Here is a 12486-nt window from a genome sequence, read left to right on the forward strand (position 1 = left end):
AGGGATAAAACGGAGGGCGTCGAAATAAAAAAGTACTACGAGCTTGTTAAAGGGAGCGGTACTATATGACAAAGCCAAAATTCGAACGGGATGAAACCATCGATCGCGTTTTTTTTGGAAAAGCGGGCATCTTTTCATTTTTGGTTATCGTTGGAGGCATTCTATATCTACTATATGATCTGTACGTACAATGATCGGAACGCATGCGTTCCGATTTTTTGAATTCAGGGGAGTGCACGAAAACCAGATATTGGGTAATAACTTGCGTGAGACTGTTAGTGAAAGTGAGAGGAGATGTCGGATGAAACGAATTCAAATTGCGGATTTTGATCGACGCATGCCATCGATTGAATTGGTCGAAAAGGATGATCACTATGAAGCGATGCTTGTACCGAGTTATGACCATACGTATCCTTCGACACAAATCCGGACGATCCGCTTAGCGGATATCTCCGTCAATCTGTTTGTCACCCCGGAAGAAACACTACTTGTTTCTGCGCTTTTTCATAAACCGGTTCAAGTGACGGATATCGTTTCCTGGATGCAGTTGTATACGATTAGTTTTGCCCAGTCGGATGAGACTGGTTATTTCGTCGAACAAGCGGATGAAATTTTAGAAGTCGTCTTGTATCAGAAACATCCGATCGTCATCGCGACACGTGGTCAAGATCGATTGTATTACGATACGACGGGAGCAATCGAGGTCCGGCGGGCGACGAATGAATCGGTCGGCGAGCGTCCCTTGCTTTATTTGAACGGGGAAGCCTGGTATGGTGTCCCGCGCTTGTCGTTCAATCGAATGAAGGATGAGCTGCACGTCAATGGAACGTTTTTATATGCGGACTATATGGACGCACACCATGGAAAAATCGGTTTCTTTCGCGAGAATGATCCCTCTCTACCAATCGTTTTGCTCGTCGGTCAGGCAATCGTTGAGATCGAACTGACCGAGAATCCGGACGGTTCACGCGTCCTGATTTTAGAACAACCATATGACGAAGCATGAAAGTGCACAAAAACCGTTCAGCAGATGAACGGTTTTTAAGTGAGACCGTGAAATCCCTTACAAAATATGCGAAGATAGTAAAGAGACAGACCAAAGGGGTTGATGGGGACATGGCGAAAGAAACACCGCGTAATTCTAAATGGATGCGTTCCTATAATCGGGCACTCGTCTTGCGACTGATTCGGATGCATCAACCGATTTCGCGGGTTGAGTTAGCACAACGGACGAACTTAACGAAGCCGACGGTATCGAACATCGTCAGTGAATTGATTGCAGAACAACTCGTGACGGAGCGAGAGCTTGGGATATCAAATGGGGGACGAAAACCGATCATGCTCGAACTCGTCGCAACAGAGCAATACGTCATCGGCATCGATGCGACAAGTCACCAATTCATCGGAGTCGTCGCGGATTTAAGTGGTAATACGATTCATGAGTCCGAAGCCGTGGGACGTTTTGAGACGAATGAAGAATTGATTGAAGCGATTGGTCGATTATGCGAGACCTTGATTGCACAGACACAAGGACGGGGAACGATTCACGGTATCGGGATCTCCGTCCACGGGATGGTCAATCCGGAGACAGGTGTCATCTTGTTTGCACCACGTTTCCACCTGCATGACGTTGAGTTGAAGGTACAACTTGAAGCACGCTTTGACTATCCTGTCTTCATCGAAAACGATGTTCGAGCACTCGCTTCGTTTGAGCTATTATTCGGTGAAGGTGTTGGGGTCGAACAATTCTTTTATCTCTATGCCGGGGAAGGCATCGGGGGTGCTTATGTGCTCGATGGACAGCTTGTCGACGGACAACATCATATTACGGGAGAGGTCGGACATATGCGTCTTGATCTCGATGGACCGATTTGTTCGTGTGGGAACAGAGGATGCCTAGAAGCATTAGCAGGCGAAAAAGCATTGTTACGGGATTATGCTGTCGTGGATCCGCAAGTCATGACGATTGCTGATTTGCGCAAACGGTTAAACGAACGCGATGAACAAGCAGTTCGTACATATGAACGGGCGGGGGAATATATCGGAATCGGTGTCTTGAATACGATTCATCTCCTGAATCCACGCCGGATTTTACTTGGGGGACCGATGTTTGAGCTCGCACCCACGATCGTTGATCAAATCAAGGAACGGGTCGAGCACACGGCGTTGACCGCTGCTTCACGTGAAACCGATGTCAAGATGGTTCCGTGGGGTGAAAAACAAGGAGCACTCAGTGCGGCTGCCCTTGCGACAAATAGTTTATTTCAAACGATTTAATGAACCGATTCCGTGTCTTGCAAACTAGCAAGACACGGAATCGGTTTTGTTATTCAAAAAATAATTTATTGAAACCGTTTACAAGTTAAAAACCAATGTGCTATAGTCGATATAAAGTTAGATAATAAATTTAATTTACTAAGTTCATGGTCAACTAAGTGGAGGTGGATGCAGGTTAGCAGGGGCTAATCAAGCTGAAGCAGGAAAGGGAGGCATCGCGCAATGGAACCACACGATCCATGGGTTTCGTACCGTGAAGCTTTCGGGCGTTACGGAGCAATCCGCGGTTTTTATTTTCATCGGTCAACGCAACAGATGACAGAACAGGGTCCAGGCGATGTCCCGACAGACGAGCAGGATATCGTGCTCGTCCGACCACGACGTGACGGTGTGTTTCAATTCCGGATGTCATCGGTACAAGGGGTCCTGACGATCCGTTCATCCGAGCTACACATTCGAAAAAATGAGAGCGGATACATTGAATTACGCGCACTCATGCAACACATGCGCTCTGCCGGTTGTTTGACGCTGGGTGGAGAGTTATATCTCTTCGTCCGACCGGACGTCGATACGCTGGCATACCGTCTTCGATTGATCGCCCGTGTATTGATTCAGCTACAGGGAATGCCGATTCAGACGAAGGTGATCGAAGAATGGTGCCGACAAGCACTAATCGAAGGGGAACACGCTAGACGATACGCTTGACTACTTACACATAAAAGGGGAGCTCTTACATGAAATTCAAAAAAACGAAACTTGTTGCTGCAGCATCAGTCCTAACATTATCCGCATTCCTCGCCGCTTGTGGTGGCGAAGACGAGCAACAAACGAAAACAAAAGACGGTAAGACGATCGTCACATGGTGGGGCTGGGCACCGCAACCAGAAGCGGGGAAAACTGTCGTTGATGCTTTCAATAAATCACAAGATAAATACGTCGTTCAATTCAAACGATACAGTGAAGACTACGAAAAACAATTACAGGTCGCGATGCTGTCAGGTAAAGGCCCAGACATCATCGGTCTGAAAGAACCGATGATTCAGCAGTACAAGGATCGCGTCGTACCGGTCGATTCGTACATGGATAAAGCAGCAGGTAAAGGATGGAAAGATAAGTTCGTTGAGCTCGGAATCGAACAAACAACGATTGACGGCAAACAATATGCAGTTCCAATTGGTTTCACAGGTCAAGCGTACTTGATGTACAACAAGACGATGCTTGATAAATACGGTGTGACACCACCGAAGAACTACAAAGAAACAGTCAGCGCAGTCAAGAAGATTAAAGACTCAGGCGATAAAGTCATCCCACTCATGCTCGGAGCAAAAGATGCATGGATTGACATCGATGTCTACAACGTCCTCAGCCACCAGGTCGCACCAGGTTACATTCAAAAAGTCCTCTCGGGTCAAGCAAAATGGACAGACGACGAAATGGTTAAAACAGCACAAGTCTGGCAAGATCTCTTCAAAGATAAAGTTTTCCAAGAAGGAGCGCTTGGTCTAGCGACATACAATGACGGGATGAACCAATTCTTTGATAAAAAAGCAGCGATGTGGGTCATCGGTTCATGGGAAGCACACTCGATGACAACAGCTGAGAAAAAAGACAAATGGAAAATCAAAGATGAACTCGGATTCGTTCCACTCCCGAACTTAGTAGGTGGAACAGAGCAACCGGTCATCGCATCGATCGATATGGCACTTGGTGTCAATAAAGAGTCGAAACAACAAGAAGGTGCAGCAGAGTTCATCGCCTTCATGAGTCAAGGAAAAGGACAAGAAGTCTACATGGGTGAGTTTGAAATGGCACCTGGTATCAAGGATGTCAAAGTCGATTCAGACGCTGCCTTCACATCTGAAGGCGAAAAAGAATCGTACAAGATGTTAAACGACACATTAGCAAAAGCGGTTGCTAGCCGTGGTATCCGAGATACGAAATTAAACGATATCCTCGGTAAGGAACTTCAAAACATCGCGACAGGACAAGATCCGAAAGAATCATTACAACGCGTTCAAGACGCAGCGGATCAATCAGCGAAATAAGACTCGACAGTGAAGTGGTACGCCTGCGTGCCACTTCCTGATTTTTGGACTTGAGGAAAGTGGGGAATCGATATGCAGACAGAGCGACAGGAATTGCCGATTAAACCAAAAGCAGAACCGCTCCAGCCGGTGGCGACACGCCCGCCCGCACCGAAGAAGAAAAAGAACATGAAGCGAAACATGGTCGGATGGGCCTTCGTTGCTCCGATCGTCTTGTTCGTCGTCAGCTTCATCTATTATGGGATTTTCTATAATGCCTATAACTCGTTCTTCTCGTGGGACGGGATTTCGTTTGACAAAGTATTCGTCGGACTCGACAACTATGCTGAGATGTTCCAAGATCCGGACTTCTATCTCTCGCTGAAGAACACATTCATCTTCACGATTTTGACCGTTTCGATTCAAGCTGGTATCGGTCTCGTCTTGGCGTACTTCCTGCATACACCGGGACCATTGCGGACGGCGATGAAGTCGGTCTTCTTCTTCCCGGTCGTCTTGAGTCCTGTCGTACTCGGTGCGGCATTCTCACAAATTTATGATTTCCAGTTTGGTTACATCAATGAGTTCCTCCGTGCGATTGGTCTCGGTAGCCTCGAGCAGAACTGGCTTGGTGATCCGGACATCGCGCTTTATTCCGTCATTGCGATCAACATCTTCCAGTGGACTGGTTCTTCGATGGTCATGTACTACATGGCAATGTTGACGATTGAGAAGGAAATCTTCGAAGCAGCAAAAATCGATGGAGCTGGATTCTTCCGGACACTGTGGAGCATCGTCTTCCCGAACTTGAAAGGAACGACGTTCACTCTGTCGATTCTCGGAGTTATCGGTGGTCTGAAGACGTTTGACTTAGTCTGGATCACGACAGCTGGTGGACCAGGATCGTCGACGGAGTTCATTTCGACATACCTATTCCGAAAATCGATGTTACAACAGGAAGTTGGTTTCTCGAGTGCTGTTGCCATCATCCTACTGACGATCGCCTTGCTGATCACGTACTTCCAATTGCGTGTACAAAAGAAAATGGATAACTAAGGAGGAACGACCCATGGATGTAGAATCTAAAAAAAGCCGCTGGATGATTAACCTCGTATTGGCGCTTGCGTCAATCGTCTGGTTATTCCCAATTTTCGTCATGTTCAAAGAGAGTCTTCGCGTCAATGGATTCGATAACTATATTGCGACATTGCAAAACCCGAACTTCCCGACATTCGTCTTCAACAGTTTCTTTGTCGCTTTCTTCATGATCATCATCTCGATCACGATTTTGGCGTTCGCAGCGTTCGCTTTCTCGAAGCTTGAGTTTGCTGGAAAACGTCTTTTGTTCAACATGGTCCTTGCTGGACTCATGTTACCGGTCGCTTCGATGATCGTACCCTTGTTCTTCACGCTTCGTTCATTTGACGGGCTGAACAACCACTGGGGACTGATCGGAGCGGAAGTTGCCTTCTTCTTACCATTCGGTCTGATGCTTATCAAAGGATACTTTGATGAATTGCCAAACGAATTGATGGAAGCAGCGTATATCGATGGTGCGACGATTCTTGAAGTCTTCTTCAAAGTCATGCTACCGCTCGCAAAACCAGCGCTCGCAACAGCTTTAATCTATGCGTTCCTTAACTCATGGAACGAGTACTTGATGGTTCTTACGTTCATGACCGACCCTGCTTATCAGACAGTCACGATGGCACCAAGTTTCTTCAAGGATGCGCTTGGCGGGGACCCAGGGAAAATCTACGCTTCACTTGTTTTGATCAGTTTACCGACGATGATCTTCTATATCTTCTTCCAACGTTTCTTCCAAAAAGGGATGACGGCGGGTGCAGTAAAATAATTGTTTTTGCGTAAGGGGGAGCACAATGTATTTAGGAGTCGATTATTATCCAGAACAAACACCACGAGCACTATGGGAGGAAGACTTCCGACTGATGAAGGAACTTGGTGTCAACGTCGTTCGTCTCGCAGAATTCGCTTGGTCGATGATGGAGCCGGAAGAAGGCGTCTATGACTTTAGTTTTTGGGATGACGTCATCGAACGTTTGAGTGCGGAAGGATTCGATATCGTACTCGGGACACCAACCGCGACACCACCTGCGTGGTTGTGTACGAAGTATCCAGAAATCTTACCGGTCGATGAGAACGGTGTGACGATCAGCTTTGGTGCTCGTCGCCATTATACGGTCCACAGTGAAACGTACCAACGACTATCCGTCAAGATCACGGAAGAGATGGCGAAACGATACGGTCAACATCCTCGTGTTATCGGGTGGCAAACGGATAATGAATATGGGCATGAGAAATCGGATCGTTCTTACGGTGATGTCGACCGCGCTGCTTTTCAGCGCTGGTTAGAGAACCGTTACGGAACGCTTGATGCTTTGAACGAAGCATGGGGAACCGTCTTCTGGAGTCAGACGTACACGGCGTGGGATCAAATCCCGGTACCGCGTAAAGTCTATCAGGAACATAACCCATCCCTGCTCGTCGACTTCGATCGTTTTTGTGCCGACGGCTATACGTACTACAACAAATTACAAGTCGATGTCTTACGTCGCTACATCCCAGAGAACGTCTTCATCACGCACAACCTCGTCTACAGTGACATGGCGGTCAATCAACAGCAAATGGCGCAAGATCTCGATTACGTCGCGTTCGATAACTACCCGGTCTGGGGTGGACTACCGGAGCCGAACCGGTTCGAGAAGATGGCAAGCGATCATGATCTTTGCCGCTCTTCGAAGCAAGGAAAAGGCTTCTGGGTCATGGAACAGTTGAGTGGCGCACAAGGCTGGAGTAAAATCGGTTACTTGCCACGACCAGGGCATATTCGTCTCTGGACGTATCAAGCAGTCGCGCGGGGAGCAGAAGCGATCGTCTACTTCCGATTCCGGGCTGCTCATTTTGGAACAGAGGAATTCTGTCACGGCATCATCGATCATGATGGAAAACCGAAACGGAAATTCGAAGAAGTGAAACAGATCATGACGGAACTGAATACGTATGGCGATGAAATCAATGCGAGCCGTTACGACGCGAAGGTTGGTGTCTATTTCGATCAAGAAAACGTCTGGGCGTGGACGCATCAGCCGCACAGTGATGCGTTTGATTTTCGGACGGAGTTCGTCCGCTTCTATGGCGGAGCAGTTCGTCAACAAGTCGCAACCGACATCGTCTTCCCAGGTGATGATCTATCTCGTTATAAACTGATCATCGTTCCACTCTATTTCTTGACGAATCCTACGTTCGATGACGCCTTGATTGCGTACATGGAACAAGGAGGTCACGTCATCTTCACGTACCGGACAGGTGTCAAAGATGCACGGAATCATGTCGTACCGACGACGTTACCGGGTAAATTCGCACCGTATGCGGGTATTGAAATCGACGAATATGAGTCACTCCAATCGGTTCAGCAACATAAGGTGGCAGGTATCGGCGAGATGGCAGGACAATCCTCAACAGCGCGCCTCTGGTGTGATCTCATCACACCAACGACAGCAGAGACACTTGCTGTCTATGAAGATACGTTCTATGAGGGTGTAGCGGCTGTGACGCGCAATGCCTATAAAGGAATGATTACCTACATCGGCTCATCGATTGATGATGCGATGATTGATACAATTTACCGTCAAGCGTTCACAGAGGCTGGCATCGAGATGATCGATGCTCCGGATCAAGTTGAAATCATTCGTCGTCACGGCGAACAACGCGATTTCCTCTTCTTGATGAACCATGACACGAAAGAAGCACGGGACGTCACGCTCGACGGAACATACCAAGCATTGACAAAGGAAAAGACATATCGTGGAACGGTCCGACTCGCACCACTCGAGACACTGATTCTGACGACGTAAGGAGGAAGAGAACCATGGCAATCTTTGAAGTAGCAGGACGTCGTTTCGTCGTCGAGGGGAAACGGGTCGCTCACGTCGTGACAGTCGGTGCGAACGGGAAGCTGATTCACACCTATTTCGGTGCCAAGTTACCGTACCGGGATGATTATGAAGCGTTACCGAGTCCGGTCGTCGCACACAGTTCGTTTGAATCACCAGACGGCGTTGCGACGTATGATTTCGTACCATTCGGCGAGATGTTGTACACGGAGCCAACTTTGAAATCGGAACGAGAGGACGGACAACGGATTCACCAGTTCCAGTTTGAACGCTCCGAGCAGACAGAAACGAAACTGACATTGTGGCTTTTTGATCCGTTGCAGGAGATGCGTGTCGGAGTGCAATATGAACTGTTTGCCGATTACGACATCATCGGTCGTTCGATTGTCGTCGAAAATACAGGACGATTACCTGTTCGTTTAACAGCAGCCCAGTCCTTCGCGATGGGACGTTGGCATCAACCGAATTTAAAACTGCATCACTTCGCTGGGGTGTGGACAGGTGAGTTCAAGAAACAGATCACACCGGTGACACCAGGACGCCAGACGATTGAAAGTCGGCGCGGGGTGACGAGTCATCAAGCGAATCCTTGGTTCGCACTCGAACAGGATGCAACAGAAGATGGCGGTGAAGTCGTTTACGGACATTTTGCTTATTCCGGCAACTGGGCGATTCACGTCGAACAAGATGCGTTCGGTTTCGTTCAGCTATCGGGTGGCATGAATCCGTTTGATTTCAGTTGGAAACTATCACATCATCAACAGTTGACCACACCGACGTTCTACATCGGGTATGCGGATGGTTTCGCAGATATGAGCGCCCATGCGCATGCGTTCCAACGTGATGTCATCATGCCGCGTGCGACTGATCGTCCAGTTCTCTATAACTCATGGGAAGCGACCTATTTCGATGTGACGGAATCTGGTCAACGTGAACTCGTCGATCTTGCAGCAGGAATCGGCTGTGAACTGTTTGTCGTCGATGACGGTTGGTTCGGTGAACGCCATTCCGATCAAGCGGGACTCGGGGACTGGCACGTCAATCGGGAAAAGTTTCCGAACGGTCTAGAGCCTTTGATCTCATATGTGAAACAACAAGGCTTACAGTTCGGGCTATGGGTCGAACCGGAGATGGTCAACCCGGATTCTGATCTATACCGGGCGCATCCGGATTGGATTTATCATGCACGGGATGCGGTTCGGACGACGTCACGGAATCAATACGTCTTAAATCTAGGATTACCAGAAGTTGAGCAATTCATTCTCGAGATGATGGATGACTTGCTGACGCGTCACGCGATCGACTACATCAAATGGGACATGAACCGTGCCTTCTCGGAACCGGGTGTTCCAAAAGACCAGACGGATCGCCAACAGGAATTATGGAAACGTCACGTCGATGCATTGTACCGGATCTTTGATGAATTGCGTCGCTTGCATCCGGCGGTCGACTTCGAAGCCTGTGCCGGTGGTGGCGGACGAATTGATCTCGGGATCCTCGCACGGACGGAGCAAGTCTGGACAAGTGATAACACGGATCCACTCGATCGCTTACAAATTCAGCATGACTTCTCTTACGCTTATAACGCGAAGATGATGAGCTGCTGGGTAACGGACGGACCGAACTGGTTAAATGGACGCAACGTGCCACTTGCGACACGCTTCGTCTCCTCGATGCAAGGAACGCTCGGGATCGGTGGTAACTTAAGCGAGTGGTCGACGGATGAGTTAGCGGAAGCAAAAGGCTGGATCGAGACCTATCAAGCGATTCGTCCGACAATCCAACGCGGCATCCAGTACCGTCTTTCATCCTTCACACAACAGACACCAAGCGTCATGCAGTATACATCGGAAGAAGAAACAGTCTTGCTCGCAATCGCGCCACTTCGGCAATACGGAATACATCAGTATCACTTCAAGCTAAAAGGACTCGACCCAACAATGCGCTACCAAGTCGAGGACCGGACGTCAAGCGGTGCCTACTTGATGCAACAAGGCTTGACGTTCTCATACACGACGGATTATGAAGCCCGCTGTCTGCGGATTCAGCCGGTCCATCGTGCGCTCTCACTACTCGAATCAAAGGAGACGATCGTATGACAGACCAGACGTTAGAAGCACAATTTGAACAGCGGTTTGGCTCACCGTCGACGCATCGCTTTTTTGCCCCGGGTCGGATCAATTTAATCGGTGAGCATACGGATTACAATGGCGGTCACGTCTTTCCGTGCGCGTTAACGTTCGGTACACACGCGATCGCGCGAAAACGAGACGATCAACGTTTCCGCTTCTACTCGCTGAATTTTGAGCAGGACGGCATCATCGAAGTCGCACTCGAAGAACTGGCGTATGACGCGACGCACGGTTGGGCGAACTATGCGAAGGGTATGGTTTCAGTCTTACAGGAAGCAGGGTACCGAATCGATTCAGGATGTGACATCCTGATTCAAGGTGACATCCCGAACGGAGCCGGTCTTTCGTCATCCGCTTCACTTGAACTCGTCATCGGAGTCTTGCTCGATCGATTGTATGGATTAGACATTCCACGTCTTGATCTCGTCCGCTTTGGTCAACAGGTCGAAAACCGTTATATCGGCGTCAATAGTGGTATCATGGATCAATTTGCGATCGGTATGGGGAAAGCGGGAGCGGGATTGTTGCTCGATTGTGAAACGCTCGACTATACGTATGCTCCACTCGATTTGACGGGGTATACGATCATCATCATGAATACGAACAAACGCCGTGAACTGGCAGATTCGAAATATAATGAACGCCGGGCGGAATGTGAGGCAGCACTCGCTTATCTCAATCAGTTCACATCACGGGAAACGCTTGGACAATGGACGACGTCAGAATTCACGAAAGTCGCATGGGAAGACGAAATCTTGATGCGTCGTGCCCGACACGCGATTTCAGAAAATGAACGAACACTTCAAGCACTAGCGGCACTCGAAGCGGGAGAACTGAAGGCGTTCGGTCAGTTGATGAATGCTTCACACGTCTCGTTACGGGAAGATTATGAAGTGACAGGGATTGAACTCGATACACTCGTCGAAGCCGCTTGGGAGCAACCGGGCGTGCTCGGCGCACGGATGACAGGTGCTGGTTTTGGTGGCTGTGCGATTGCGATCGTTGAAGACGAGGCAGTCGACGCGTTCAAACAAGCTGTCGGCGAACAATATGAAGCAAGGATCGGTTACCCAGCGACGTTCTATACGGCGACGGTCGGTGACGGAGCACGTGAAATCGAACGGGAGGTCATCTAAATGGCAACTTTAGTCGTAGGTGGAGCTGGTTATATCGGCTCCCATGCTGTCTATCAATTGATTGATGCCGGAAAGGATGTCGTCGTCATCGACCATCTGCAGTCCGGTCACCGTGAAGCGGTTCATCCGCGGGCACGTCTATATGAAGGAGACATACGCGATCGTGCTTTTCTCGATCGCGTCTTTACGGAAGAGACGATTGAGCAGGTCATCCATTTCGCTGCTTTTTCACTCGTTGGCGATTCGATGACAGAACCATTACGCTACTTTGATAACAACGTTTACGGGACACAAGTGTTGCTCGAAGCGATGATTGCCCATGACATTAAACAGATCGTCTTTTCTTCGACGGCAGCCACATACGGTGAACAGGAGCAGATGCCGATTCTCGAAACAGCAGAAACGCGTCCGACGAATGCCTATGGTGAGACGAAGTTGATGATGGAGAAGATGATGCGATGGTCTGAACAAGCATATGGCTTACGTTATGTCGCATTACGTTACTTCAACGTTGCGGGTGCGCGCGTAACAGGAGAAATCGGGGAAGATCATACGCCGGAAACCCATCTGATCCCACTCGTCCTCGAAGTTGCCAACCGGCAACGGTCAGAAATTTCGATCTATGGCGATGATTATCCAACGCCTGACGGTACCTGTATTCGTGATTACATCCATGTCGAGGACTTGATCGACGCCCATATGCGAGCACTTGATTATTTGGCTGATGGAAACGAGAGTACGGTCTTTAACCTCGGTTCAAGCCAAGGGTTTTCCGTTCGGGAAATCATTGAAGCAGCCCGTCGCGTGACGGGACATCCGATTCCAGAACGGATCATTGAACGTCGTGCAGGGGATCCGAGTATCTTAATCGCCGGATCTGCCAAAGCAAAAGAAGTTCTCGGCTGGACACCACAACGTACCGACATCGAAACGATCATCCGTGATGCTTGGAATTGGCATGCGCACAATCCAGAAGGGTACCGGACGAGCGTTCGTTAATAGA

General features: G+C 48.9%; 10 protein-coding genes. All 10 read left to right on the forward strand.

Annotated elements, in window-relative coordinates:
- Nucleotides 1-301: 301 nt before the first annotated feature.
- The 10 genes from ACY2IG_RS02225 (at nucleotide 302) to galE (ending at nucleotide 12482) form a co-directional block, all read left to right on the forward strand.
- Nucleotides 302-1006, forward strand: a complete 705-nt coding sequence (locus tag ACY2IG_RS02225; RefSeq protein WP_035411117.1) for a hypothetical protein — start codon at nucleotides 302-304, stop codon at nucleotides 1004-1006.
- 110 nt (nucleotides 1007-1116) lie between these two features.
- Nucleotides 1117-2277, forward strand: coding sequence for an ROK family transcriptional regulator (locus ACY2IG_RS02230; protein WP_056063838.1), 1161 nt, complete (start codon nucleotides 1117-1119; stop codon nucleotides 2275-2277).
- A 222-nt stretch (nucleotides 2278-2499) separates the two neighbouring features.
- The gene (locus ACY2IG_RS02235) at nucleotides 2500-2982 is read left to right on the forward strand and encodes a hypothetical protein (RefSeq protein ID WP_035411111.1); all 483 of its coding nucleotides are present in this window, start codon (nucleotides 2500-2502) and stop codon (nucleotides 2980-2982) included.
- Nucleotides 2983-3011: 29 nt separating this feature from the next.
- Nucleotides 3012-4322, forward strand: coding sequence for an ABC transporter substrate-binding protein (locus ACY2IG_RS02240; protein WP_056063835.1), 1311 nt, complete (start codon nucleotides 3012-3014; stop codon nucleotides 4320-4322).
- Nucleotides 4323-4394: 72 nt separating this feature from the next.
- A complete protein-coding gene (locus ACY2IG_RS02245) occupies nucleotides 4395-5357 on the forward strand; it encodes a carbohydrate ABC transporter permease (protein WP_035411105.1) in 963 nt (320 codons plus the stop codon).
- A 13-nt stretch (nucleotides 5358-5370) separates the two neighbouring features.
- Nucleotides 5371-6156, forward strand: a complete 786-nt coding sequence (locus ACY2IG_RS02250) for a carbohydrate ABC transporter permease (protein WP_035411101.1) — start codon at nucleotides 5371-5373, stop codon at nucleotides 6154-6156.
- A gap of 25 nt (nucleotides 6157-6181) precedes the next feature.
- The gene (locus tag ACY2IG_RS02255) at nucleotides 6182-8176 is read left to right on the forward strand and encodes a beta-galactosidase (RefSeq protein ID WP_035411097.1); all 1995 of its coding nucleotides are present in this window, start codon (nucleotides 6182-6184) and stop codon (nucleotides 8174-8176) included.
- A gap of 14 nt (nucleotides 8177-8190) precedes the next feature.
- The gene (locus tag ACY2IG_RS02260; RefSeq protein ID WP_462618316.1) at nucleotides 8191-10314 is read left to right on the forward strand and encodes an alpha-galactosidase; all 2124 of its coding nucleotides are present in this window, start codon (nucleotides 8191-8193) and stop codon (nucleotides 10312-10314) included.
- The gene (locus ACY2IG_RS02265; RefSeq protein WP_462618317.1) at nucleotides 10311-11483 is read left to right on the forward strand and encodes a galactokinase; all 1173 of its coding nucleotides are present in this window, start codon (nucleotides 10311-10313) and stop codon (nucleotides 11481-11483) included. Before ACY2IG_RS02260 ends, ACY2IG_RS02265 begins: the two co-directional genes overlap by 4 nt.
- The gene (gene galE / locus ACY2IG_RS02270) at nucleotides 11484-12482 is read left to right on the forward strand and encodes a UDP-glucose 4-epimerase GalE (RefSeq protein ID WP_462618318.1); all 999 of its coding nucleotides are present in this window, start codon (nucleotides 11484-11486) and stop codon (nucleotides 12480-12482) included.
- The last annotated feature ends 4 nt before the right edge of the window (nucleotides 12483-12486 follow it).

The sequence above is a fragment of the Exiguobacterium sp. EF_C8 genome, from assembly GCF_054956715.1.

Excerpts from the sequence above, each read along its gene's own strand:
- ACY2IG_RS02235 (WP_035411111.1), top strand. The coding sequence starts at position 2,500 with ATGGAACCACACGATCCATGGGTTTCGTACCGTGAAGCTTTCGGGCGT.
- ACY2IG_RS02260 (WP_462618316.1), top strand. The coding sequence starts at position 8,191 with ATGGCAATCTTTGAAGTAGCAGGACGTCGTTTCGTCGTCGAGGGGAAA.
- ACY2IG_RS02250 (WP_035411101.1), top strand. The coding sequence starts at position 5,371 with ATGGATGTAGAATCTAAAAAAAGCCGCTGGATGATTAACCTCGTATTG.
- ACY2IG_RS02240 (WP_056063835.1), top strand. The coding sequence starts at position 3,012 with ATGAAATTCAAAAAAACGAAACTTGTTGCTGCAGCATCAGTCCTAACA.
- galE (WP_462618318.1), top strand. The coding sequence starts at position 11,484 with ATGGCAACTTTAGTCGTAGGTGGAGCTGGTTATATCGGCTCCCATGCT.
- ACY2IG_RS02265 (WP_462618317.1), top strand. The coding sequence starts at position 10,311 with ATGACAGACCAGACGTTAGAAGCACAATTTGAACAGCGGTTTGGCTCA.
- ACY2IG_RS02255 (WP_035411097.1), top strand. The coding sequence starts at position 6,182 with ATGTATTTAGGAGTCGATTATTATCCAGAACAAACACCACGAGCACTA.
- ACY2IG_RS02225 (WP_035411117.1), top strand. The coding sequence starts at position 302 with ATGAAACGAATTCAAATTGCGGATTTTGATCGACGCATGCCATCGATT.
- ACY2IG_RS02245 (WP_035411105.1), top strand. The coding sequence starts at position 4,395 with ATGCAGACAGAGCGACAGGAATTGCCGATTAAACCAAAAGCAGAACCG.
- ACY2IG_RS02230 (WP_056063838.1), top strand. The coding sequence starts at position 1,117 with ATGGCGAAAGAAACACCGCGTAATTCTAAATGGATGCGTTCCTATAAT.